18 protein-coding genes are annotated in these 25478 nt (G+C 62.5%); 10 read left to right on the top strand and 8 right to left on the bottom strand.

The features are described 5' to 3' along the window. Nucleotides 1-6 precede the first annotated feature (6 nt). Together CSING_RS11985 and trmB are read right to left on the bottom strand one after the other, a co-directional pair. Nucleotides 7-615 carry an NYN domain-containing protein gene (locus CSING_RS11985; RefSeq protein WP_042532613.1) on the bottom strand — a complete coding sequence of 203 codons (609 nt, stop codon included), beginning with the start codon at nt 613-615 and terminating at the stop codon, nt 7-9. Next, the gene (gene trmB, locus CSING_RS11980; RefSeq protein ID WP_042532611.1) at nt 615-1388 is read right to left on the bottom strand and encodes a tRNA (guanosine(46)-N7)-methyltransferase TrmB; all 774 of its coding nucleotides are present in this window, start codon (nt 1386-1388) and stop codon (nt 615-617) included. The genes CSING_RS11985 and trmB overlap by 1 nt, the downstream gene beginning before the upstream one ends. Nucleotides 1389-1741: 353 nt before the next feature. Between trmB and CSING_RS11975 the strand changes: the two genes are divergently transcribed. After that, nucleotides 1742-3562: a phosphoenolpyruvate carboxykinase (GTP) gene (locus CSING_RS11975; protein WP_042532609.1), complete on the top strand. Its 1821-nt coding sequence runs from the start codon at nt 1742-1744 to the stop codon at nt 3560-3562. A 56-nt stretch (nt 3563-3618) separates the two neighbouring features. On the opposite strand, the gene CSING_RS11970 is transcribed toward CSING_RS11975, so the two are convergent. Continuing rightward, nucleotides 3619-4380: a class I SAM-dependent methyltransferase gene (locus CSING_RS11970; protein WP_042532607.1), complete on the bottom strand. Its 762-nt coding sequence runs from the start codon at nt 4378-4380 to the stop codon at nt 3619-3621. A 24-nt stretch (nt 4381-4404) separates the two neighbouring features. Between CSING_RS11970 and CSING_RS11965 the strand changes: the two genes are divergently transcribed. Further along, the gene (locus CSING_RS11965; protein ID WP_042532605.1) at nt 4405-5496 is read left to right on the top strand and encodes a glycosyltransferase family 4 protein; all 1092 of its coding nucleotides are present in this window, start codon (nt 4405-4407) and stop codon (nt 5494-5496) included. Here CSING_RS11965 and CSING_RS11960 read toward each other — a convergent pair. Beyond that, nucleotides 5420-6904: a hypothetical protein gene (locus CSING_RS11960; protein WP_042532604.1), complete on the bottom strand. Its 1485-nt coding sequence runs from the start codon at nt 6902-6904 to the stop codon at nt 5420-5422. The two genes, CSING_RS11965 and CSING_RS11960, sit on opposite strands and share 77 nt — an antisense overlap. 13 nt (nt 6905-6917) lie before the next feature. Continuing rightward, nucleotides 6918-7889: a DUF3068 domain-containing protein gene (locus tag CSING_RS11955; protein ID WP_042532602.1), complete on the bottom strand. Its 972-nt coding sequence runs from the start codon at nt 7887-7889 to the stop codon at nt 6918-6920. Between the two features lie 54 nt (nt 7890-7943). Here CSING_RS11955 and CSING_RS11950 point away from each other — a divergent pair, with 54 nt between their 5' ends. After that, a complete protein-coding gene (locus tag CSING_RS11950; protein ID WP_084226216.1) occupies nt 7944-9143 on the top strand; it encodes an acyltransferase family protein in 1200 nt (399 codons plus the stop codon). Between the two features lie 285 nt (nt 9144-9428). On the opposite strand, the gene CSING_RS11945 is transcribed toward CSING_RS11950, so the two are convergent. Genes CSING_RS11945 through CSING_RS11935 form a run of 3 tightly spaced genes read right to left on the bottom strand, consistent with a single transcriptional unit; the run spans nt 9429 to nt 13286 of the window. Continuing rightward, nucleotides 9429-12530 carry an alpha-(1->3)-arabinofuranosyltransferase domain-containing protein gene (locus tag CSING_RS11945; protein WP_042532600.1) on the bottom strand — a complete coding sequence of 1034 codons (3102 nt, stop codon included), beginning with the start codon at nt 12528-12530 and terminating at the stop codon, nt 9429-9431. A gap of 2 nt (nt 12531-12532) precedes the next feature. After that, complete coding sequence (locus tag CSING_RS11940) at nt 12533-12730, bottom strand: DUF2613 domain-containing protein (protein ID WP_042532598.1); 198 nt, start codon at nt 12728-12730, stop codon at nt 12533-12535. Between the two features lie 43 nt (nt 12731-12773). After that, nucleotides 12774-13286 (bottom strand): universal stress protein, encoded by a 513-nt coding sequence (locus CSING_RS11935; RefSeq protein ID WP_042532596.1) that lies wholly within the window; start codon nt 13284-13286, stop codon nt 12774-12776. A 59-nt stretch (nt 13287-13345) separates the two neighbouring features. On the opposite strand from CSING_RS11935, the gene CSING_RS11930 reads away from it, so the two are divergent. The 7 genes from CSING_RS11930 to CSING_RS11900 all read left to right on the top strand — a co-directional run bounded on the left by CSING_RS11930 (nt 13346) and on the right by CSING_RS11900 (nt 25454). Then, the gene (locus CSING_RS11930; protein ID WP_052471429.1) at nt 13346-14443 is read left to right on the top strand and encodes a glycoside hydrolase family 3 N-terminal domain-containing protein; all 1098 of its coding nucleotides are present in this window, start codon (nt 13346-13348) and stop codon (nt 14441-14443) included. A gap of 34 nt (nt 14444-14477) precedes the next feature. Beyond that, entirely contained in the window at nt 14478-16181 is a 1704-nt protein-coding gene (locus CSING_RS11925; RefSeq protein WP_407637932.1) for a VanW family protein, read from the top strand. A 3-nt stretch (nt 16182-16184) separates the two neighbouring features. Beyond that, the gene (locus CSING_RS11920) at nt 16185-17975 is read left to right on the top strand and encodes an ABC transporter ATP-binding protein (RefSeq protein ID WP_042532591.1); all 1791 of its coding nucleotides are present in this window, start codon (nt 16185-16187) and stop codon (nt 17973-17975) included. Nucleotides 17976-18666: 691 nt separating this feature from the next. Beyond that, the gene (locus CSING_RS11915; RefSeq protein WP_042532589.1) at nt 18667-20142 is read left to right on the top strand and encodes a SpaH/EbpB family LPXTG-anchored major pilin; all 1476 of its coding nucleotides are present in this window, start codon (nt 18667-18669) and stop codon (nt 20140-20142) included. 197 nt (nt 20143-20339) lie between these two features. Then, a complete protein-coding gene (locus tag CSING_RS11910; protein ID WP_042532587.1) occupies nt 20340-21284 on the top strand; it encodes a class C sortase in 945 nt (314 codons plus the stop codon). Beyond that, nucleotides 21277-22191 carry an isopeptide-forming domain-containing protein gene (locus tag CSING_RS11905; protein WP_042532585.1) on the top strand — a complete coding sequence of 305 codons (915 nt, stop codon included), beginning with the start codon at nt 21277-21279 and terminating at the stop codon, nt 22189-22191. Before CSING_RS11910 ends, CSING_RS11905 begins: the two co-directional genes overlap by 8 nt. Further along, a complete protein-coding gene (locus CSING_RS11900) occupies nt 22191-25454 on the top strand; it encodes a SpaA isopeptide-forming pilin-related protein (protein WP_042532583.1) in 3264 nt (1087 codons plus the stop codon). The genes CSING_RS11905 and CSING_RS11900 overlap by 1 nt, the downstream gene beginning before the upstream one ends. The last annotated feature ends 24 nt before the right edge of the window (nt 25455-25478 follow it).

Raw genomic sequence — 25478 nt, 5'->3', positions numbered from 1 at the left:
TGGCTCCTAACTGTGCTCGGGCCCGCGCTGCAGCAGCGCGGACAGCGGGCGGAAAGGCTGCAGCCAGGCACCGCCTGGGGGCAGGTTGTCCAGGTTGACGCGGGGCAGCGGCTCGCGGAAGACACCCTCGATGTCTTCGAGGTCAACAAATTCAATCTCCGGGTGGGTCACGGCCCAGGAGGCGTGTTCGTGGAAGCCCAGCACGCAGGTGGGCAGGCCGGATTCCGCGAGCTGTTCCAGCAGGTGCTGGAAATTCTGGCCGTCGGCAGACGCCACGATGACGCCGGAGAGGTTCTCGCGGTTGGCCTTGATGTGCTCCACCATGTCGGGATCGACGTCATCATCCTCGGAGAGCTTGGGTTTGGCAAAGACGGCGAAGCCAACGTTGCGGATGGCCTCCACCCACGGGCGGATGGCGTCAGCGCCGCCGGGGCTGACGTTGGTGAAGACCGCGGCTTCCGGGGTGGCGTCATTGTCTCGGGCTAGCTCGGCGAGCCAGCGGCCAATCGCATCAAAGCGCGGACGGTGTGCGGAGGTGGGGCGCCCGCCCAGGATGGCGCCAAGCCCCATGTCCATGTTGGGGGCATCCCATACCAGGAGATAGGTTCCGGCCATTACTTCTTCTCCCACAGGTACTCGGTGATGACGTGTTCCTTGTCTAGACCCTTGCCCTCAAACTTGGTGATGACCTGGCGGTCGGTGAGGATGGGGCACTCCGGCCACGGCCAGCCCTTGTAACCCAGGGAGGGCTCGACCCGCACTAGCTCATCAATCCACTCGGCATAGCCAGCGTGGTCGGTGGCCACGTGCAGCACGCCGCCCTTCTTCAGGCGGGAGGCGAACAGGTTGAGCGTCCCGGATTGGATAATGCGGCGCTTGTGATGGCGGGCCTTCGGCCACGGATCCGGGAAGAAGATGCGGATGCCGTCGAGGGACTCCGGGGCAATCATGCGCATGAGTACCTCGATGCCATCGCCGCGCACCATACGGATGTTCTCAATGTCATTGCGCACGATGGAGCCCAACAGCTTGGCCAGGCCCGGCTTGTAAAGCTCCACCGCGATGATGTTGGTGTCCTTCTCCAGTGGCGCCATGGCCGCGGTGGAGGTACCGGTACCGGAGCCAATCTCCACGATGGTCTTCGCGCCGTCGTGGCCGAACCAGGAGGGGATGTCGAGGGGGACGTCGGAAAGCATCTGCCCCAGCTTGGGCCAGTGTTCCTCAAAGAGGGCATTCTGGTTGTCCGTCAGTGTGCCGCGGCGGAAGGTGACGTTGCCTAGGCGTGGGTAGTCCAGATCGTTGTCGAACTCGGTGTTGAAGTCCGTCTGGAAGCCGCGGCCGTGCGGCATCTCGGCGGCGGGATTCGGGGAAGAGTCTGCGCTATTCATCAGCTTACATCTTTCCCTTAAGCAGGTGTTTGAGGCAACGTGCCGCGCCGTGCAGAAAAGTCCGATGATGCCCGATCGGACGCGCCGGGGGTAAAAGTACGCCCGTACGGGATGTGCTCGTGTGGGAATTTTTACCCCCATGAAGGGGGATTTCCCGCAGTGTTATGCCCTATTCCACAGTCCTTTATCCTCGGCTAAAGCGGTCTGAGCTGGGTGGATATAACCAGCGTGGCCTTTGTTACACATCCTGGTAGCACCTGTGTCCGTATTCTGGTTGGTGAGACGTCGATGGAGGAGCGTTCTCCACCGGCGCCAAGAAGTGCCCCGGCCTACCGAACACAGGAGAATGTGAAATGACCGCAACTATTCCAGGCCTTGTAGGTGAACTGCCCACGAAGAATGAGAAGCTCATCTCGTGGATCAGTGAGAACGTTGAGCTCTTCCAGCCGGATGAGGTCGTGTTCGTTGATGGCTCGCAGGAGGAGGCTGACCGCCTCGCTGCCGAGCTCGTAGAGAAGGGCACCCTCATCAAGCTTAACGAGGAGAAGCGCCCGAACTCCTACCTCGCGCGCTCCAACCCGTCGGACGTCGCCCGCGTGGAGTCCCGCACCTTCATCTGTACCGAAACCGCTGAGGACGCAGGCCCCACCAACAACTGGGCCCCGCCGGCAGCGATGAAGGAAGAGATGACGGAGGCCTTCCGCGGCTCCATGAAGGGCCGCACCATGTTCGTCGTCCCGTTCTGCATGGGCCCCATTAGCGACCCGGACCCCAAGCTGGGCGTGCAGCTCACCGATTCGCCCTACGTCGTGCTCTCCATGCGCATCATGACCCGCATGGGCCAGCAGGCGCTGGACAAGATTGGTGAGAACGGCGAGTTCGTTCACGCCCTGCACTCCGTGGGCGCTCCGCTGGAGCCGGGCCAGGAGGACGTCGCTTGGCCGTGCAATGACAAGAAGTACATCACCCAGTTCCCGAAGACCAAGGAAATCTGGTCCTACGGCTCCGGCTACGGTGGAAACGCCATCCTGGCTAAGAAGTGCTTCGCGCTGCGTATCGCTTCCGTCATGGCGAAGGAAGAGGGCTGGATGGCTGAGCACATGCTCATCCTGAAGCTCACCAACCCGGAGGGCAAGAAGTACCACATCGCAGCCGCCTTCCCGTCTGCCTGTGGTAAGACCAACCTCGCCATGATTACCCCGACCATCCCGGGCTGGAAGGCTGAGGTTGTCGGTGACGACATTGCCTGGATGCACCTGCGTGAGGACGGTCTCTACGCCGTCAACCCGGAGAACGGCTTCTTCGGTGTGGCACCTGGCACCAACTATGAGTCCAACCCCATTGCTATGAAGTCCATGGAACCGGGCAACACTCTGTTCACCAACGTCGCGCTGACCGACGACGGCGATGTCTGGTGGGAGGACATGGGCGAGGCCCCAGAGCACCTCATCGACTGGCACGGTAATGACTGGACTCCGTCTTCCACCACCAAGGCTGCCCACCCGAACTCCCGCTACTGCGTGCCGATTACCCAGTGCCCGTCCGCTGCTCCGGAGTTTGATGACTGGAAGGGCGTCAAGATTGACGCCATCCTCTTCGGCGGCCGCCGCGCGGACACCGTTCCGCTGGTGACCCAGGCTTTCGACTGGAACCACGGCACCATGATCGGCTCCCTGCTCTCCTCCGGTCAGACCGCGGCTGCTGAGGGTAAGGTCGGCGCTCTCCGCCACGACCCGATGGCCATGCTGCCGTTCATGGGCTACAACGCCGGTGACTACCTGCAGCACTGGATCGACATGGGCAAGGAAGGCGGCGACCGCATGCCGGAGATCTTCCTGGTCAACTGGTTCCGCCGCGGTGAGGACCGCCGCTTCCTGTGGCCGGGCTTCGGTGAGAACTCTCGCGTTCTCAAGTGGATCATTGACCGCATCGAGGGCAATGTCGAGGCCGTGGAGACCGTCGTGGGCCACACCGCCCGCCCGGAGGACATCGACCTCACCGGACTGGACTTCGACATCGAAGACGTCCGCGAGGCCTTGGCCGTGAACCCGGCCGACTGGGCTGGCGACATGGAAGACAACAAGGAGTACCTGCACTTCCTGGGCTCCCGCGTGCCGTCTGAGGTGTGGGATCAGTTCAAGGCCCTCAAGGAGCGCGTTGAGGCTGCTAGCTAATTAGCCTCCCTGCGCTATAGGCTCCCCGCTGAATCTGCGGGGAGCCTTCGCTGTTTTCACGGCTCGGCCTGCAGGACGAGGACCAGGTTAGAAGTGAGGAATTCTCGCAGCACTGGCACCTTTGCCACCCACCAGGCCCACCACGGGTGGTAGCGCGGAAAAGCTGCAACAAGCTTGGCGCCGCGTGCACTCACGCGGCGCGCCCAGTCCAGGCCCTCGCGGGCGGAGAGCGCAAACAGTGAGGTGCCGAAGACGTTCTTCGGTGGGTGGCCGTGGCGGCGGGTGTAGCGGTCACGGGCGAACTCACCGCCCACGTAGTGCTCCCAGAGGCCGGTCTCATGCCCGCCGAAGGGCCCCAGCCACACTGTGTAGCTGAGGATCACCAGCCCGCCGGGCTTGGTCACGCGCAGCATCTCCTCACCCATGTCCCACGGGTGAGGGATGTGCTCAGCCACGTTGGAGGAATACGTGATGTCGAAGGTGTTATCCGCGAAGGGCAAGCGGGTGCCATCGCCGCGCACGGCATGGGCTACCTCAATACCCGCGGCTGCCATCTCGCCCGCGTCCGGCTCCAGCCCCACGTAACTGGCCCCGCGCTGGGCAAAAGCTGAAGCGAAATAGCCGGGCCCGCCGCCGACGTCGAGCACGCGCGCACCGTGAAGGGAGAGGGAGTGGTCGTGGCAGAGGGCGTCGATAAGCGCGGCGGTGTCGTCAGCCAGACCGCCATAAAATACCGCGGGCGCAGTCTGTTCGAAGCGGAAGGAGCGCAGCAACCGCCACGAGCGGCGCAGGGTGGCCATGGCACGGGTGCGTTTCATAACCCACTAGGCTAGTTCCTCGACATGAAAATCCTTCTACTCTGTTGGCGCGATTCCACCCACCCGCAAGGCGGCGGATCCGAGCGCTACCTTGAGCGCGTGGGCGAATACCTGGCGGCCCAGGGGCACGAGGTGGTCTTTCGCACCGCTCGCCACATGAATGCGGCCAAACGCGAGCGCCGCAACGGTGTGCTCTATTCGCGCGCTGGCGCCAAGTTCAGCGTCTACCCGCGTGCGCTGCTGGCGCTGCTGTTCGGCACGCGCGATATGCGTGGCATTGACGTGGTGGTGGACACTCACAACGGCATTCCGTTCTTCGCACGCCTGGCCACCCGCGTGCCTGTTGTCATCCTCACGCATCATTGCCACCGCGAGCAGTGGCCGGTGGCTGGGCCCATCTTGGCGCGGCTGGGCTGGTTCCTGGAATCCCGCGTGGTGCCGGTGCTCTACCGTGGCAACACGTGGGTGACGGTGTCGGAGGCCTCGAAGCGCGACCTTGAGAAGTTGGGAATTCACGGCGCGCACATCATTGAAAATGGCGTCGATCCTCTGCCGGAGCACGTGCCTACCCTAGAGCGCGAGGCTGACATCCACCTGGTGACCTTGTCACGCCTGGTGCCGCACAAGCAGATCGAGCATGCCATGGACACCGTGGCCAGGATTCCGGGCGCGCTTCTCGACGTCATCGGTTCCGGCTGGTGGGAATCCCACCTGCGCGAGTACGCCCGGACCCGCGGCGTGGAGGACCGCGTCCGCTTTCGCGGACAGGTCACCGAGGACTACAAACATGCGCTGCTTGCCCGCGCCGATGTTCACCTCATGCCCTCCCGCAAAGAAGGTTGGGGTCTGGCAGTCATGGAGGCGGCCCAACATGGGGTTGCCACAGTGGGGTATGCCTTCGGCCTGCAAGACAGCGTCATTGATGGGAAGACCGGGGTGCTGGTGCAGCGCGAGGCGGAGTTTACGCAGGCGGTCCAGAAGCTTGTTGAGGACCCGTCCCTCCGCCATCGTTTGGGAGCCGCCGCCCGCGAGCTGGCCGCTACGTATTCCTGGGAGAAGACCGGCGCGCGTTTCGAAGAACTGCTAGAAGCGGAAGTGCGCACCAGGCGGCGCTAAGCATCCACGGTGCCGGCTGGGGTGCGGCGTCGGTGGTGGCCACGATGCGACCGCCCTCAACCACTACGCCCACTCCGAGTTCTTCCAGCCGGTCGAGGTCGCGCTCCGCCCAGGCTGCGGCGGCGGCCAGGTAGCGGGGCGAAGGGTGGTCTACCACGGTGCCGTCGACGGTGAGCGCGCCGGAATCCAGCTTGTTCGTGGCCTTGGAGTAGGGGTCGAGGGCGATGCCGCCGGGGACCTCGACCATGGCGGGGCGGTCCACAAAGTAGGTCAGGCGCCCATCGAGTTCCTCTACCAGCTGGTGGTCCACACCGGTGTCGTGGGGCCGAAGCACAGCGAGCTCCCGCGGCGCATCGGGGGCTTGGAGGAGACACGCGCAGATGGCTAGCGCGGCGGGCAGGCGGTGCAGCGCCCCGATGCCCGCCACGGCCAGCGGCAAGGCGAGCAGGGTGAGCTTGGAGGAATCACGAAGAAGGCCCGCGCCGGGGATATGTTCCACGGCGAAGGCGGTGACCCCAGGTGCAATCCCGCCGAGGATGGCCAGGCCCATGCCCACCGCCGCAAGCACCGCGAGTGGGCGCAATTCACCGCGATCAAGGCTGGAAGCACCCAGGACTGCCAGCACGGCGACCACCAATCCGACCAGCGCGAAGCCCGCCTCGCGGGAAGCCGGAACGGCCGCGGCGTTCCAGATGCCACCAAAGCCGAGCAGCGAGCCGACCGTCCCCGCGTAAGCCTCCGCGCGTGGAGCAAAGGCCGCGGCCTGCGCCGCCGGATCGCCCGCGGCGCGGGAGCTGCCGCTGAGGAGGCTGGGGACCGCCCACGGCAGCCACAGGAGAACTGAACCGCCGGCGAAGAGCCACCGCCTGCGCCCTTCGCGCTCACAGAGAACCGCACTCAGCGCCCCGAAGACCCCGCCGGTGGGCGTCAAGGACGAGGCCCACAGCGCCAGCCATGCCGTACGCGGATGACCGTTTAGGCACCCCCACGCGATCACCGGAGCCAACCACGCCGCCACCACCAGTGACCACTGGCCCTGCAGGAGCCGCTCAATGACGAAAGGATTGGCCACCGCACAGGCCATCGCTGCGGCCGCCGCCCAGGGGCTGGGGTGGGCGCGGCCCAGGGACCAACGGCACGCTGACCACGCGGCAGCACTGGCTGCACCAAGAACGAAGACTCGCGCCAGCCACGCCCCACCGACAAGGGCCAGCACGCCATCCTGCGGGGCATTGCGCGCGGGCAGATCACCGGAACCGAAGGCGGAGGCGGTCAACGCCGGCTGGTCCAGCAGCACCATATCGCGCCACACAAACTCACCGGGCAGGAGAAAGGGCCAGCACACCGCGAGAACGAGCACCACACCCCAGACCCGAAGGGCCCAGCGCACTGCGCTGCTGGCGGACACGCCCCGCGCCACCTTAAGCGCTCTGGGCACGGCGGCGCATAAACATCGCGGCCGCAATCGCCAACAACACCACGCCACTGGTCTTGCCCAGCCAGCCGACAATACTCAACACTTTGACCGTCTCGATGACGCGGCGCACCGCATCAAGGCGAGCGGTGCGGGTGGAGTCGGGCCAGGTGAGGGGGACGTCGAGAAGCGCACGCTCCTTTGTGTCATCGGCCTCAACCATTGCCTGGGCCTGGTGGGAATCCGTGGCCCAAAAGATGCGCGGATGCTCCTCCTCATTGACAATGGTTCCGGTGGTCGGCTCCACCCACACGGTGCGGCTCACGGCGTAAAAAGGCTCGAGGATGACATGGGACGTTGGCTTGAGGTTATAGCGCTCGAGCGACGACGGGGAATAGAAATCGCTGGCAGGGCCGGCTTGGTGGGCATCGAAGGAAAAGACCTCAAGAAGTGAGACCGGGGCGACATCTTGGTAAAAGACGTAGGTGGGGATGCCGTCGAGTTTCTCATCACGCACAAAATCGATGGGAGCGGCGGCCTGGGCCAGCGGGTCGAAGATAGGATAGGAACGCTGCTCCGCGCCGGCGGGGAAGAAATAGCTCATTCCATCGCGCTCAATGCGGTCCTCCACTTGGACGTCGAAGGCGGGAAGCTCGATGTGCTGCGTCGTGTTCGGGCCGGCTACCGGGTAGGTGGATTCGCGGTTGAGCAGGGAATCCTCGGTGATGTGCGCGATGGTCTCGCCATCCGCGACGAGATCCGTGGTGGACTGCGCGCGGGTCACCGAATCCTTCTCTGCCGGGGAGGTGGTGGTGTGGCGGGTGAACTCGACTCCGTCCTGCTCCACGCGGACCTCGAGGTTGAGGTTCGTGGCCAGGGGCCGTGCCTGATTGTTGTAGAGCGGCGGCAGAACAGATCCGAGAATGAGGAAGACCGCAGCGGCAATGGTCACCTGCGCTAGGCGGGAGCGAAGGAACACGTTAGCTCCGATCGGTCGAAGAGAATCACTGCAGAAATAGTATCGTAGTGGGTCATGCGCTTTCTCCCCGAGCTCGAAGGCGTGCGTGCGCTGGCGGCCCTGGCGGTCGTGGTCACGCACGTGTCCTTCCAGACGGCCACCGGCTGGGCCTGGGCCGAGCGCTTGGACTACGGGGTGGCGGTTTTCTTCGTGCTCAGCGGTTTTTTGCTGTGGCGCCGGCGGCATGCGCACACGGTGGGGCAGTATTTTCTTTCCCGTGTGGCGCGTTTGGCGCCGTTGTATGTGGTGTGCGTGGTGGCGGTACTCGCCTTGCTTCCCGACGCCTCCCCCCTCTCCCTCCCTCAACTCCTCACCAACCTGACCGGCACGCAGCTGTATATCGCCGATGGGCTGGTTCCGGGGCTGACGCAGTTGTGGTCGCTGAGCGTGGAGTTCGCTTTTTACGCGGTGTTGCCACTGCTGGCCTGGGGGTTGGATAAGTTGTCAGCGCGTGGGCGGGTGGCGTTTATTGCTGTTGCCGGTCTGCTGAGCCTCGGGTGGGGCTTCCTGCCCTTTGTGGCCTCGTATGAATCAGGCCAGGTCAACACGCAGATTTGGCCGCCGGCGTACTTCTCGTGGTTCGCGGTGGGCATGCTGGCGGCGGAGGCGGAAGCGGCCGGGGTGCGCGTGCGCGCAGGTCGCATCGTCCGTCCTGCCTGCTGGGCGGTGGCTTTGGGCTGCGTGTGGCTGGCGAGCCGCGAATGGTTTGGCCCGCAGGGCCTAGTTCACCCGGCCCCGGATGAGTTCGCGCGCCGCATTGCGGTGGGGGCTGTGTGCGGGGCCTGCATCGTGGTGCCGGTGGCGCTCGCGCCGCGTCAGAGCTGGCTGTCTTCCGAGTGGATGCGGGCGCTGGGCCGCTGGTCTTACGGGGTTTTCCTGTGGCACGTGGCGGTGCTGGCCATCGCCTTCCCGCTCTTAGGCGTTTCGGCTTTTTCTGGTTCTGCCTGGGACTTCGCGGTGGTGCTGGTCTTTACGGTGGTCGTGAGCTGCGCGCTGTCTGCCGCGACTTATGTGCTGGTGGAGGTCCCGGGCCGCGACTTGCTCCGCTCCCTAGCGGCCTCCCGCGGCCGCATCATTGTTCCGCGCTCTCTGCCCCGTCAAGCTGCCGACCCCGCCCGCTCCGCTCGCGCTGGCTCCCGCTCCGCTCGCGCTAATACCCGCTCCGCTCACGCTAAAACCCGCTCCGCTCGCGCTAATTCTTGCCGAAACCCCTGACCTGGTAGAGCCCGGCGGCATGGCAGGCTCGTAAACGGCACCCCACACATGGCATCTTCCAGATGGCATGGGAGAGGTGGCATGTTTCAGAAGGCGTTTTCAAGCGTGAAAACGCCTTATAGGGCGTCCATATGGCGTTTTTACTCCTATAAATGCCTTCTGCCGGATGCCGTCTAGCGGATGCCCGGTGCGCGAGTTGCCCGATGCCGTCTAGCGGATGCCCGGTGCGCGAGTTGTTATGAGTTCGAGGCGGATGATGTTTAAGAGGCAGGGAGAGGGGCGGTCTTAAGCCTCACCTCGGGGCGGGAGGCACGCACAGGTAATAGCCGCGACGCAGAGTAGTTGCACAAGGAGCGAGTCGCCGGCATAACCATCGGAGGGCCAGGGCGCGCGGGCGAGCATCGCGCCGGCGGCGAGGGCAAGCGCGCCCGCGAGGTAGTCAGCGCGCAGCGTGGTCCAACGCGTGACGGCCCATGCTGCAGCAGCGGTGGCAAGGCCGGGCAGGCCAGCCACGAGCGTCATCGTTGCCGCGATCATCAGGGCGATTATGACACTAGTGGGGTGAGACGGGACTGAGTGGTGTGCCGCGGGCAGGGCCGCAGTAACGGCCCGCCGGGGCGGGCGGGAGAGGGCCAACAAGCAGAAAGCCGTGGTGAGCGCGGCGAGAGCGCCGCCGAGGCCGAGGCTCACGCGGTAGGCGCGGTCAGCAACAAAAGAGAGGTGGACGCGGCCGGCGGCACCGGCAGGAATGAGGAAGGCTTGGGTATCGGCGTCGACGGAGCGCGGTTCAAGGTGAAGCGGCTCGGAGCCGGGGTAGCGGAGTTCGCCACGCAAACCCTCGTTGAAGGCGCGGCCGGTGATGAGGAGGCGGTCGTGGTCAGCGGGTTCGATGGCTTCGTCGGGGGCGAGTGGAGTATAGCCACGGTCAGAAACGGACAGCGCGCGGGACGAAGCGGGCAGGGGAGCGGGAAGCGCGGACGCGGTATCGGTCAGCGCGGCCCACGCGCCGGTCGTGCGCACGAGGTGCTGACCGGCGGGGAGGGTGAGGGTGGAGCCGGGGGAGTGGGGGAGGTCGTCGATAAGCACGGGCTTTTCACCGGACACGCGCACGGTCATAGAACGCGGCGCGGTGAAAGAGCGGATGAGAACACCTTCATTATCCTGCTGGAAGAGGAATTGCTCCGCACTGGGTGAGGTATCAGGCACCGTGACCAGGCGGCGCGGCGTTGGCTGATCAACGATGGACGCCTCCGCAATGCCCGTGCGGCGCTGGGGCTCGATGCGGATGGTGGAGGCCCGGGCCCCGGGCACACGGATATCGCGGGCGCGGAAGGCCTCCATGGTGACGGTGACGGAGGAGTCACCATTGTGGATGGTCACCTCAGTCGTGCCGGTGGTCATGAGCCTGAGCGTGGGCGCGGTCCACTCCGTGGCCGCGTGGAGCTCCAGCCAGCCGGTATCACCGGGGGCTGGCCACCAGGCGGTGGAGTTCTCGCCGTCGACGGCCGCGGTCATTGAGCGCGCCGGGTTCGCACCGCCGAAAGCAGACGCATCCGCGGCTGACGACGACGCAGTCACGCGGCCATCGTGTTCCACCACCTGCGTGAGCGGGCCAGCGGAGGGGTAGTCGCGCAGGCGATTGCGCACAGTCGACGGATCGGTCGGCGCCAGCGGCGCGGAGACTGGGCCGTCGAGCGTGCCGTAGTTGCGGTCACGCAGGGAGGGCGAGTCGGTGACGATGGAGGCGTCGGAAGGCACGAGCTCATGCGGTCCCTGCAGGAGCGCCAGCGCCTCACCGCCACCGGCCACGCGCGGCAGATCCGCAGGCGCCAGGTTCATAGAGAGATCGGAGTCGAAGACGACGACGTCGACCTCACCAAACGTGTGGACCTCGCCGGGAATTCGGGCCGAGGAACCGGAGATAAGGTCGTGGCGCACCGCCACTGCGCCGATGCCCAGGCGCTGGAGGACGTCCGGGGCAGTCGCGGGATCGCGTGAAATCTGCGCCATCGCGCCGTCGAGACCACGAATGGCTTCAGGAGGGATGAGGGGGATGGCGTCGCGCACGGCCCAGGGCACGCGGAGAAGCGGCTGCGCAGGCTCATCGCGCGTCCAGCCCCAGTCCTGCCGGGCAAAGGAAGCGGGCGGGTAGATGAGCACGCGCGTATTCAAGCTGTTCATGAAGTCGGCCGCCTCATGCCAGTAGGCGGGCACCTCCTCATACGCGCCCTTTGGCAGTAGCCGCCCAGACCAGGCGGGGGCAGTAGCACCCACCATGATCAGGCCCACGAGAAGGCCTGCCGCTTGGCGGCGCGTGGGATGCACACTGTGTGGCAGACCCATCCGTGACACCACCGCAGCAACGCCCAGCAGAAGCGGTATGCGCACCAGCGGGTCGAATTTGTGCACGTTGCGCAACGCGGCTAGCGGCCCATCCAACGCATCGAGGTACCACGCGGCATGCGTGCCTAACACGGCTACGCCGATCAGCAGCATGACACTCCACATGCGCGGCAGGCGCGCCAGGCCCACCAGCCCCAGGGCGGCCACGCCAACCGTGAACAGCACAAAGACGGGCTCGGTGGCCAACGCCGTGCCGGCGACGCGCTCGGTATCCACAAAGGGCGCCCAGCTTGTTGTGCCGCGCAGGATCTCCGCCAGGTTGAGCCAGCGGGTGGTTACCCCAGCGGACTCGATGAACTCCGTAAATGGCGGGGCATAGCGGCCCAGAATGAGCAGCGGAACAATCCACCACGCGGAGACAGCAGCGCAGCCAGCCAACCAGGCCAGCCCAGTTCGGCCCGCGCGACACCACACCAGAACCAAACCTGCGGGCAGGCAGGCGGCTAGCGTGGCCGTGGCGTTGACCGCGCCCATGCAGGCCACCGCCACGACCGAGGGCGCGGCATCCCGCCAGGTCAGCCGCCCGGCCCGAAGAAAAGGCAGCACCACCCAGGGCGCTAACATGACCGGCCACGTCTCTGAGGAAATCGCGCCGAGCGTCGTGAGCACGCGGGGAGAGAGCGCATAGAGCAACCCACCCGCAAGAGCCGCGTGGGCAGGTGCCGCGGGAAGCGCCGCGCGAACCAACCGGAAGAAACCCCCAAAGCCCACGGCCAGCGACAGAAACCACCACAGGCGCTGGGCTATCCAATCCGGAAGCGGGTCCGTCAGCAGGAAAAACAAGCCCTGCGGGAAGAGGTATCCATAGGCTTGGTTCTGTAGCTGTCCCAGAGTGAAGGTGTCCGTATAGGCATGCAGGGCACCGGCCAAGAACCCGGAGGGGTTGGCCACGAGGTCATGTTTGGTGTCGGCGGCGGTCAGCCCCCACGGCTGCACCACGACCACGAGGGCTAGACACACAAGCCCCCCGATGCGCGCGCGCACTGTTACTCGCGGGAGCCGTACTCCGGCCCGCCCATCACGGCGTCGGAGGCTTTGACGGAGCTAGTGCTCGGCACGGCGTCTGCCTGCGAGAATTGGGCAATCCCCAGGATGGTCACGACCCCCAAAGCCACGCCAACGACCGCGCTGCCCAGGGCCGGACCCAGGGTGCGCTTGTTGAGGGAATCGCTATCGAATGCCATGTCCGCAGATCCTAGCAGGTCGCTAGCGCGTTATGGCCTTTTCTTAGGCGTCGTCGCCGGATGCGTCGGAGTCATCGGAATCATCGTCATTCTCCGGCGGAACGATGAACACCGGCAGGCCCGCATTGCGCACGATGTACTCCGCGGTCGAGCTATTCCACAGCGAGCGGAAGCCGGTCAGCGCGCGGGTTCCGGTGACGATGACATCGACGTCAAGTTCCTGAGCGGCGTCCACAATCGCGCTTTGAATCGACGACACGGATTCCACCAGGTGGGCATGTCCGCGCAGGCCCAGGGACTCCGCCTTGGTGATGCCCCGGCGGCAAATCGCCAGCGCCTCCTCGTACGCGGGGTCGTCCTCGACGTGCTCAGAAGACACTGCAGACTGGTGCAGTCCGCTGCGGCTCACGGCACGCGCAGCCTGGCGCGCGGAGGTCTCCCATGCGGTGAGAATCTTCACGTCGGTGGGGCGCAAAAGATGCGCGGCGTATTCGAGGGCGCGGTCGGCGCGGGCGGAGCCGTCGTAGGCGATCAGCAGGGTCTCTCCGTTACTCATGTGACCATCCTAACAACCGTCCATCGCCCGCGCGGGTTCTTTGAGGCACACTGGTGGGCATGAGAAAAGCAACAACCGCCCTCCTCGTGAGCGCCGCCTGTGCACTGAGCGCGTGCGATTCGGAGCCGGTGCTTTCCGACGTCCCACCCAGCACCGCACCTCACAGCACCGCGCCGAGCAGCGCGGCATCCAGTGCCGCAGCCGCAGGCGAGTCCCCCGAAACCGAAAAAGCCGCGCCCGAGGATATTCGCGCCCAAGCGGCCGCGAAACTCATGCCACCGGCCCTGAACTATGAGGACGCCCGCGCCAAGCTGGACGCGGGCGTGGGTGGGCTTTTCATTCCGAGCTGGGCCGACCCCGAACTGCTCAGTGATGGGCCCCGCGGTCTCAACGCTCTGCGCGCGGAGATGGGCCGCGACTTCGAGGTCTCCATCGACTTCGAAGGAGGCCGCGTTCAGCGCTTTTCCGAGATTCTGGGCGAGTATCCCTCACCGCAGGCCATGGCTCAAGGCCACAGCCCAGAGGAGGTCGAGGCCATGGCCACCGAGATCGGGCACAGCCTGCGCGCACACGGCGTGACGGTGGACTTTGCCCCGGTGCTGGACGTTGACGGGGGAGACCTGGAGGTTGTCGGGGACCGCGCTTTTTCTACCGACCCGGAGACCGCCGGTGAGTATGGCGCGGCCTTTGCCCGCGGGCTGCAGGCAGCCGGGGTGAAGGCCGTGTTCAAACACTTCCCCGGCCATGGGCGGGCTTCCGGCGATACGCACTTAGGTGAGGCCGTCACCCCGCCACTTGAGGAGCTCTACGGACATGAATTCCGTCCCTTTGCACAGGCCGTCCCGCAGGCCCCGGAGGCAGCGCTCATGATGGGGCATCTTGTGGTTCCCGGCTTGGGTGAGGAACCGGCGTCCCTTAACCCGCGTGCCTACCAGCTGGCCCGTGAGGAGCTGGGGTTTGAGGGCACGATTTACACCGATGACCTGGGGGGAATGGCCTCCATCTCGGAGAACTTCAGTGTGCCCGAGGCGGTAGCTGCAGCGTTGGCCGCGGGAGCCGATATGCCACTGTGGTCCACCGATGAGGACATCACCGCTGTCATCGATGCTGCTGCGGAGATCGTGGCCCAGCAGGAATCCAACCGCGCTGCCGACTAGGAAAAACTAGCTGGCAGACGATAGTCTCATACACGTGAAAAAGGCAATCGGACACAGCCAACACCGGCGAGACCGCAACCGCAGGGGACTCAAGGTCTTCCTCGGCATGCTCGTCGGCCTCGTGCTCATCGCCGGCATCGCCTACGCGTGGGACGTCATGGCCAACCAGCACAAGGTGCCGCGCGCGACGTCGGTAGGCGGCGTGGACATCTCCCGCATGGAGCGCACCGCCGCCGTGGGCAAGCTCGAAAAGGAACTCGGGGATGTCACCACCCGCCCCGTTATTGTGCGTGCGGGCGAGAAAACATCTGAGTTCATCCCGCAGGATTCGGGCTTGAGCCTCAACTACCAGAAGGCTGTGGACGGCATCCCGGATGCCTCGCTCAATCCCTTCGCCCGCCTCTACAGCTTCATCAAACCCACCGAGGAGATCCCGGTGGCGGTTGACATCGATGAGGATCAGCTCTCCGGCGAACTTGATCGCGTCAGCGAGGAGCTCAAGGTTGAGCCGAAGGATGGAAACTTGGAGCTTATCGATGGCTCCCTCAAGGAAACCTCACCCGAATTGGGTCAGGCAGTGGAGAAGGAAGCGTTGCGGGGGGACGTCGAGAAGCACTGGCTCGACCCCCAAGGCGTGGAGGTCACGCCCATGGTGGTGGAACCACGGATCAATGACGCGGCGATCGAGGCCATGCGCACCGGTGATGCCGCCCGTGCGTTGGATAACCCGCTGACGCTCAACGGTGAGAACAACACTTCCGGTACCCTGCGCAAGCCGGAGATTTCCCAGTTTGTCTCCATCGCCGCCGAGGACGGCGAGCTGCGCCTCAAGGTGGACAAGAACCGTGCCCGCGAACTGTTTGAGGAGCGCATGCAGGGCTCCGAGGTTCCCGGCACCAACGCCAAGATTTCCTTCAGCGGCAGTGACAAGCAGATCACGCCCTCCGTTGATGGCTCCATCATCGACTGGGAGAAGACCCTCGATGGTTTTGAGGATCGCGTGAGCAGCGAGGATGAGCGCAAGTGGGACGCCGATTACAAGCCGGACCCGGCCGAGTTCACCACCGAGATGGCAGAAAAAGCCACCTTCGATGACACCATCTCTGAGTTCTCTACCGGCGGCTTCTCCGGTGCATCCGGCACCAACATCCGCCTCGTGGCCCAGCAGGTCAACGGTGCGGTGGTCAACCCGGGTGAGACTTTCTCCCTCAACGGCTACACCGGCCCCCGCGGTACCGCGCAGGGCTACGTGGAATCCGGCATTATTATTGACGGCCACGCCGGCACGGCCGTTGGCGGCGGCATCTCCCAGTTCGCCACCACCCTGTACAATGCCGCCTACTTCGCCGGCATGGAGGACACCGCCCACACCCCGCACTCCTATTACATCTCGCGCTACCCGGCCGGCCGTGAGGCCACCGTCTACGAAGGTGCTATCGATCTGCAGTTCACCAACACCTCGAAGCACCCGGTGCGCATTGAGACCAGCTTTGGCAAGGACATCACCGTGCGCTTCAAGGGTGTGAAGACTGTCGAGGTGGAGTCCATCAACAATGGCCGCTGGGCCAAGACCGAGCCGCAGCGCATGTCGGTGGGGGAGGACTGTTCGCCCTCGGGCGGCGCGCCGGGCTTCACCACCTCCGATACCCGCGTGATTAAGGACCTCTCCGGCAAGGAGCTCTCCCGGGAGACCACCACCACGGTCTATGACCCGCAGCCCATCGTCACCTGCGGTTAATCCATGACGCGGCCGATGCACACCGCGGTGAAGGACCCTGCGGACGTCGATCAGCTGGCGGAGCATCCCGTAAAGTTCGGCCGCGTCGCCGGCCTTTTTGCCGCCCACCGCGGCACCCTGCTGGTGGTTCTGGCCCTCATCCTGGCCACGTCCGGCCTTACTGTGGTGCAGCCCTTCCTCGTGCGCCGCACGGTGGATGATGCCATCCCTCACCACGACACCGCGCTGCTGCTGTGGCTCGTCGGCGGCATGCTGGCGGTCACCGTGGTTTCCCAGGCCATTGGTGTCATCCAGTCCTTTCTGTCCGCGCGCGTGGGGCATACCATCATGCACGAGCTGCGCACCCAGGTCTTTGCCAACCTGCAGCGCCAGTCCCTGCAGTTCTTTACCAATAACCGCGGTGGTGAGATTCAGTCCCGCCTGACCAATGACATTGCGGCCATGCGCGGCATGGTGACCACCACCGCGACGTCTGTGGCGAGCAACCTCACCATGACCGTGGCCACGCTGGTGGCCATGGTGGCGCTGTCACCTACGTTGTCCTTACTCTCCCTCATCGTTCTGCCGCCCGCAGTGTGGCTGACTCGCCGTGCTGCCATCCTGCGCCGCAGCCTCATGGAGAAAAACAGTCAGGCCCAGGCCGAGCTCCAACAGACCATTTCTGAGAACCTCTCCGTCTCCGGCATGCGGCTAGCCACCACGTTGGGCGCACAGGACCGCGTCTTCGCCGGTTTTGAGAAGACCTCGCGCTCCCTTATCCGCCTGGAGCTTGAGTCTCAACTGGCCGGGCGCTGGCGCATGGCGCTGACCCAAATCATCTTCGGTGTCATGCCGGCGCTCATTTACCTTGTAGCCGGCCTGCGCCCGGGTATTACCATCGGCACCCTTATCGCCTTTTCCACCCTGCAGACCCAGATTTTCCGCCCTATTACCGGCCTGCTCAATGTGGGCGCGCAGTGGGTAGCTTCCATGGCGCTGTTTAGCCGCATCTTCGAATACCTCGACCTGCAGCCCGAGCTCACTGAGGCCACCGAGCCCGCCCAGCTTGCCGATGCCTCCCTCACCCTCACCCACGTCTCCTACCGCTACCCCGGCACGGACACCGACGCGCTTGCCGACGTCTCCCTTCACATCCCCTCCCACACCACCACCGCCCTGGTGGGGCACACCGGCTCCGGCAAATCCACCATCGCCGCGCTCATGGCGCGCCTGGCCGATCCAACCGATGGTTCTGTACGTCTGGGTGGGGTGGACCTGCGCGATATCCCCGCCGAGCAGCGCGCTGAAGTCATCGGTGTGGTTTCTCAGGAGACCTACCTCATCCACGGCACGGTGCGCGAGAACCTCCTCTTTGCCCACCCGGACGCGTCTGAGGAGGACATGTGGCAGGCCTTGAACGCTGCCAACGTGGCTGAGGTGGTCCGCTCCCTTCCGGAGGGATTAGACACCCTCGTGGGCTCGCGCGGCTACCGCTTCTCCGGCGGTGAGCAGCAGCGCATCTCGCTTGCACGAACGCTCCTGCGCCGCCCGCAGGTGCTCATCCTGGATGAGGCCACCTCCGCCCTCGACAACGAAACTGAGCGCGCCATCCAGGAGGCCGTCTTCGGCGCGGAGGCCACTCGCTTGGTCATTGCCCACCGCCTCTCCACGATTTACGACGCCGACCAGATCATCGTCCTCGACCACGGCCGCATCACCGAACGCGGCACCCACGCCGAGCTGCTCGCCCGCAATGGCGCCTACGCTGCGCTTATCCGTGCTGCTGCCGACGCTACCGACGGCGAGGCCTCCTAGGCCCTCCCCGCAGGCTCTTAAGGGAGTCTTAGCATCCCTACCCTTGGGGACACTCGTGTTAACTTCCCAAGCCTTATCGCCCGCAAACGTTAAGGATTCAGGAAAAATCAAGGGTAAATTTTTCGAAGGATGCGGTCGTTTTGTCGAAACTGGTACTGAATTACCCAATCTACCTGCAGATATTTAAGTACCTTATGTCTAAGGTGCCCTGGTTCAACATTCTCGACACATGGGAACTAGCCTTAAATGAAGCTGCCTTAGCTGTCAAATATAAGTGAATAGAGTGCCAATCTCCCCCAAAATGGGGTAGCTACGCAATGGTGTGACCTACGTTATTTTGCAGACGTGGAAAAAATTTTGATAGCCTTTTGGCCTGGCTATATAAAGATTATGAAGTGTCTTTCGGACGTCAGTCACAGCAAAAATTCATCATATCCCGCAAGGAAGCTGTGGATCGACTATCAGATTTCGGCATCTCGGTATAGGATTTGGCTATGCGATTCACCGGACGTCGTTAGTTAAGGCTGGTGACCTGCGGCGATGGTATTTATCTTTGGAAAAATCTCATCAACCGGGTTGAAAGTTCTTAGCAATGAGTCGGGACATGGTGCGTGAGCCGTGCGAAGTGGATTGCACATCATCAGTGAGGCAAGGCGCCTCATTCCACAACTCATGTAAAGGACCTGTTTCCGTGAACAAAATCTCTCGTACCGCTCGTTCGGTCACTTTCGCTGCAGTCGTAGGCCTCTCCCTGGGTATCTCCGCTCCGGGCGCCTTGGCTGAGGACGCTACCCCTACTACCGAGCAGCAGTCCACCACCCAAAAGGGCAACATCGACTTCTCCCAGAAGGGTTCCATCACCCTCTACAAGAAGAAGGGTGCAGAGTCTGAGAACGCTGCTACCGGTAAGGACATGGAGGGTGTCCAGGGCGAAGCTCTCAAGGGCGTGACCTTCAAGATCACCAAGCTGGACTACGACCTGCAGAACGGTGACTGGTCTAAGTTCCCGAAGAAGGCTGCTGACGTCGAGGAAGGGAAGAAGACCAACCTCACTTTTGAGGGAACCACCGGTGACGACGGCAAGGTGGCTTTCGACAAGCTGCCCCTGGGTATCTACCTCGTTGAGGAAACCGACGCTCCTGACGGCATCGTTGCTGGCGCTCCATTCATCGTGTCTGTCCCGATGACCGATGATTCTTACGAGGGTTGGAACTACGATGTCGTGGCCTACCCGAAGAATACCGAGTCTAAGACCGTCAAGACCGTCAAAGATGCTGACAAGAACATCCAGGACGAGTACACCTACACCATTGAGGCTGACGCCCCGCAGTTCGGCGGCGAGAAGACTCTGGAGAAGTTCGAGTTCTCCGATAAGCTCGATTCCCGCCTGGCTTTCCAGCGCGTCACCGAGGTCAAGGCTGGCGGCACCATTCTGGATGAGGCTGACTACACCATTACCCAGCCGTCTGCTGCCAACGAGAACACCCTCGGCGTCCAGCTGACCCAGACTGGTCTGGACAAGGTGAACTCCGGCGACAAGATGTCCCTGACCTTCGGAGTGAAGCGCACCGAGGTTGGTGCTTCCACCGACGTGAAAAACAAGGCTGACGTTGTCTTCAACAACCCGAACACCAACGACGATGTCAAGCTGAAGACTAACGAGGTCGTCACCTACCACGGCAAGCTCAAGGTTGTGAAGAAGGACGGCAAGGAAGCCGGCGCACTCCTGCCAGGCGCTGAGTTCAAGCTGTACCAGTGCACCAGCCAGGAAAACCTTGGCAACGCAATTTCCATTAATGGCAAGGACACCTGGACCACCGGCGAGGACGGAACCTTCACCATCGACGGTCTGCACGTGACCGACTATGAGAATGACAAAGAGGCTCCCGCTACCAAGAAGTTCTGCCTCGAGGAGACCAAGGCTCCGGCTGGCTACGCACTGCCGGAGAACAAGATTACCGAGATCGACTTCACCCGCGAGAACCTGAAGACTACCGGCGAATACGGCGATGACGAGGTCACCCTCGTCTCCCAGATTGAGAACGTCAAGCAGGGCACCCCGAACCTGCCGATGACCGGTGGTGCCGGTGTGGGCATCCTGGCCGCCATCGGTGCAGCCATCGTTGCCGCAGGTGCTTGGTTCGCACGTCGTACCTCCCGCGCCTAAGCCCGAGTTCCTGCTCGGTGCTGTGAGGCCCTAGAGCCTCACACGTGGAGCAGGACTGGGCACAACCACGATGAGTGAGCGTGCCCGCCCTGTTCCATGCAGCGCACCAGAACCTGGTGCGCTGCTAGCATGTTTAGATTTTTAACGTCGACAAGCATAAGCTTTGTCGGACCCAAATACGTCGTGGGGAGAATCCCGTGGTGCAGTCATCCGTCTCGGTCGCAGAACGCAACGCGAACCGCACAACGAAGCAGTCGAAACGCAAGAGCTTGGTATTGCCAGCGATTGTCGTTATCGTTGGCCTGCTCGTGATGCTCTACCCGGTTGTCTCCACGGCGTGGAACAATAAGAATGCCTCGCGCATTGCGCAGGAGTACGCACAGCTGGAGAAGGATATTCCGCAGGAAACGCGGGATACCCTTTGGGAGAATGCACACGCTTATAACGAGCACCGCACCACCGGCCCAATCCTGGATCCCTGGCTTAGCCGCGTCCCAGAGGACAGCGTTGACTACGCCGAGTACCTAGACCAGTTGCATGAAACTGACGCGATGGCGCGTTTTATCTTCCCCGAGATTGATGTAGACCTTCCGCTCTTTCACGGCACGAAGGAAGACACCCTGCAGCGCGGCCTAGGCCACCTGTATGGCTCCGACCTTCCCGTCGGCGGCGAGGGCACGCACTCCGTCATCACCGGCCACACTGGCTTGTCGAACTCCACGATGTTCGACCACCTCAACACCGCCAAGGAAGGCGATGCCTTCTACGTCCAGGTCGCCGGCCACCGTCTCAAGTACGTTGTGGACCAGATCAAGGTCGTGCTGCCGACAGAGACCGATGGCTTGCACCAGGTCCCGGGCAAGGACTACATCACCCTGATTACCTGCACCCCGTATGGCATCAACTCGCACCGCCTGTTGGTCCGCGGGCACCAGGTTCCGCTACCACAGGAGGAGTCGGAGATCTTCGAGAAGACCCACGGCGCCGGGTGGCAGTGGTGGATGTTCGCGCTGATTGCGGCGGTCATCATCATGGGCAGCGCATTCGCATGGTGGGTCTGGCAGCAGCGCCGAAAGGCTGCGCTTGCCGACACCCTACAACTCAATAACGACAACGTCTCGTGGGAGCACAACAATGACTAAGAACCAGAACAATCGGCTAAAGCGCACGGTCGCCGCCAGTGTTGCTCTTGCCTTCGCGGGACTCGGCCTCGGCCTCGGCCTAGGCCCGGCCTCTGCCGTGCAGGTCGCGGGCCAGGATGGGACCTTCATCGAGCAGTCTGTAGCCACGGATTCTCTCAACATCCGCCTCACCAAGGGCAACCCGGATGATGACACCAACGTTGTCGCCGGGTCCGTCGAGGGCGTGAAGATTCACCTCGACCGCCTCAAAGGCATCAATCCGAAGGATGCTGCCGACATGGAACGCGTGCGTAACGCCTCGCTTGCCGACGTCTCCACTTGGCCCACCGATCACCACCTCACCGACGTCACTGGGTCGAACGGAGAGGTTCAGTTCGACAACCTGGACGACGGTATCTATCTGGTGACTTCCACCGCACCTGCGGGTAACTACCGCGAGATTAATGCCTTCCTTGTCGCTGTTCCTTTCCACTCGTTGAATGACGACCCGGCTCCGGTTCCGGGAGTCATTGTGGCCAAGACTCACACTCCGGGGAATACCCCGCCGGCCACTCCGCCAGAGACCACCCCGCGCACTCCGGACAACCCGCCCGGTGACACCCCGGGTGATACTCCCAAAGACACTCCTGGCGATACACCACGGGATAATTCGCGGGAGACCCCGGGGGAAAGGCCTTCGGATGAGCCGACTCCCGCCGATTCAACCGAGCCTGGCACCCCAGTGGTTCTCGACGGCGAGCCCCCCGCAGGCGAACCTCCCGTCAACGAGCCCCGAGTGCCCTCCGTCTTGGCGATGACCGGTGCGCAAGTCATCGGCCTCGTCACCGTAGCCTCAGTCCTTATCATCGCAGGTTTCATCATTATTGCCGCTAGCCGCATTACGACTAAAGAAAGTGGGAAGAACTAATGTTTAAGACATCGTTCCGCCTACCAGACGCACTGCGTTCCTCCTTGGGCGTGTTCTTCGCCGCTTTCCTCGCGGTGGCCCTCGTCATCGGCGGCCAGTCCCTGGTGCTCAATACTCCGGTGGCCAATGCCGCCACGAACGAAATCTCCGTCAGCCCAAAGGAGCACACCTACAACAGGGTGTCGGCACGACCGATGGATACTCTCGAGTTCACCATCGAGGAAGACGCCACCATTAATGAGCTCGACTTTAAGCTGGAGGGAACCGGTTGGCTCCAGGAATACAACTTGTGGGTCAACGGTAAAGAACTTTCTCCGAAGATCACTCGCTCTGGTGCACCGCAGAAGGCTCCTCTCGTTGAGCACAATAATCTCAATATCGAGGTTAAGAAGGGTGACAAGGTAGAGCTGAAGCTCCGCTACACCGCGCCGACCGTGTCGGGCTCGGTTGCGCTCACCCTCCGCGGTATCCTTCCCGAGCCCGAGCAGCCATCAGAACCCGAAGTAACCTCCGAACCTGAGACCGAAGCCCCGACGGAAGAACCATCGGTCGAGCCGACCACGGATCCTGAGACCGAAAAGCCTGAAGATAAGCCAACTGTCGGCCCCGAACCTACCACTACTGAAGAAACCACCTCTAAGCCGACTGAGACTCCCGTTCCATCTGTGACTTCTCCGCAGCCCAGCGCTGCCGAGGTAACTCCGGCAGCTCCGGAGTTCGTCGATCCTTCTACTTCTGAAAAGTGCGTGGAAAAGGGGTACGTCACTCTCCCGGAGACCGAGGGCGTTGATTACTACCTCAACAGCGTCAAAAAGGCTGCTGGCCTGCACGTCTACGAGCAGACAAAGCCAGGCAAGGTCCAGATCACTGCAAAGGCCCAGGACGGCTTTGTTCTGGCATCTGATGCCACTACACAGTGGGACTTCGAGTTTAGCGGTGAGGTCAAGAATTGCTCGACCAAACCTGACCAGCCTGTCGATGAAGGCGAGAAGGTTCGAGAGTTCACTGCAACCGGCCACGATTTCGCGCTTAACGCAGATGAGGTGGACACTACCCGCCCCAACACCTTCACTGCAGTGGTCGGGGAGGACATCAAGTTCACTCGCGCCACCGTTCGCATAGAGACTAACGCGACCTTTCTTGACCCGCAGTACTACAGGCTAACCATCGACCAGATGGAAGATGGTGTAACGCTTGAACGTCAGAACGTTCACATCGGTAATGGATACATCGAAATGGATGCTGTTCCAGTCAAGAATGGTCAGCCTTATGAATCGAATATTCCCAAAGACGCGGTGTTCACCTTCACTAACAGCTTGTCGCAGAATAAGAACCTCAAGGTAACTCTCGACGTCTATGGTAAGAAGATTGAAAAGAACGAACCGGAAATTATCACCCCTCCGGACGGTGCTGACTGGGTCCACAGCCGCGTAGCGAATCCCCAGCTACCGGAGCAATGCGGCCTTCGCGTTGCGGTGGTAGCCGATATGTCGCGTTCGCTGCAGTACGCCGATACCAATGGTTTCGAGCAGTCGAGACTCGCAGCAAATGCGCTCATCGACGCTCTTGCTGGTACTCCGGTTGAACTCGGCGTCTACAACTTCGCTACTACGGCACCTCAGGTCCCGGCGGGATCTACCTATGGTGGAAACCCGCCCTACGAGTCGATGGAATCTGAAGCGGGTGTCGCAAAGGTTAAGCAGGCAGTAGCCAATTGGAACCGTGTTAGTGCAGACTCCACCAACTGGGAGGCAGGTCTTCAGCAGGTTGAGGACGGTGACTACGACATTGTCTACTTCATCACTGACGGTATGCCAACCTACTCTTCCAAATCCAGGGGCTTGGGCATTAACGGTGAGTTCGTCCAGGCGTCGGCGTTGAATGCTGCGATCGACGCGGCTAACGAGCTCAAGAAAAATGGAACTCGAATCGTGCCCATTATGGTCGACCTGACCCTTGGCGGCAATGGGGCCGAGCGGCACACAGTTACGCAAGACTATGTCCTCAAGGACATCGCGCCATTACCCGACTACCTGGATAAGGGTGGTTACTACTATCAGGTCCAGAGTGCTGATAAAGGACCGCAAACCTCCAAGTACATCAGTAAAACAGACTCAATCACGGTAAACTTTGAGATTGCTGTTAACGGTGGAGGCCTGAAAGTTTATAAATCCACCAATCCGCGAGGTTTTTACACTGCTAAGGAAGCGACGCAGGACAAAAGCGGTTATACCTACGGCCCACGTGGTGTCAAAGTAATGGGTGAGGACATTTCAGGTACCGGCGACACGATTCGTGTCGAGCAGTATTCGTTGCTCGCTGAAAAGATGGGCGAACTCGGTAACCAGATCGCAAATAACTGCCGTGGAATCGTAACCGTGAAGAAGAACATCGTCGATAAGAGTGGAAAGATCCTCGAAGATGGCGCTCCTGGCTGGGATTTCACCCTAACCGCAAATGACGCTGTAATCGACTCGGAATATGGTGCGGATCGACGTACCTCGATGAAGTCTACCTCTGGTTCTAAGTCTTCCTGGGGTACTGCATCCTGGCGCATCAATAGCGATGAGGAGCAGGTCCTGAAGCTTGAGGAAACCCAGCAGACTGGCTTCAACCTCTTTAAGACGGATTCTAAGAATGCGGTCTGTACCCAGGAAATCGATGGTGAGACCAAACCACTGGAAGTTACCAACGACGGAGACCTCGGGTTCAAGGTAAAGATGGCGAAGTCCGGAATGGGATTAGCCTCAGTGAGCTGTGTGGTCAGCAACTACGAAGAGAAGGACTCCCCGAAGGGCAAACTGACCTTCAAGAAGGCACAGTACGGTGCTAATGGCGAGGAGATTTTGGATAACCTCGGCGGTGCTGCCTTCGAGATCTATGCCGCAGCGAATGGGAAGCCTAATTTCGAGGGTCGACCGGTCTTCTCCATCGAGCCAGGTAAGACCTCAGTTGATATTGACAAGACTGGCACGTTCTACCTGGTGGAGACGAGGGCCCCGAGCGGTCTGAACCTGCTGCCTAGGCCAGTAAAGTTCAACATCACTATGGAGTCCGGCGAGTTCAAGGTATCCGTGGATGGTGAGGAGAACCCGTTCCTGGCTGCTAGCGGCACGGGCCAGAATATGGTCCTGACCGTGACTGACACCATGTCCGGCAAGTTGCCGAAGTCCGGTGGACACGGTTTCCTAGCCTGGGCGCTGTTTGGTCTGCTGATGACGGTGGGCGGATTCTTCTGGATTCGCCGACGCGCAGCGGCCTAACAACGACATAGAGCAAAAGGCCCG

This window comes from Corynebacterium singulare, from assembly GCF_000833575.1.
In the GTDB taxonomy this organism is placed as follows: Bacteria; Actinomycetota; Actinomycetes; order Mycobacteriales; family Mycobacteriaceae; genus Corynebacterium; species Corynebacterium singulare.
This window is presented reverse-complemented; position numbering and strand designations above follow the sequence as displayed.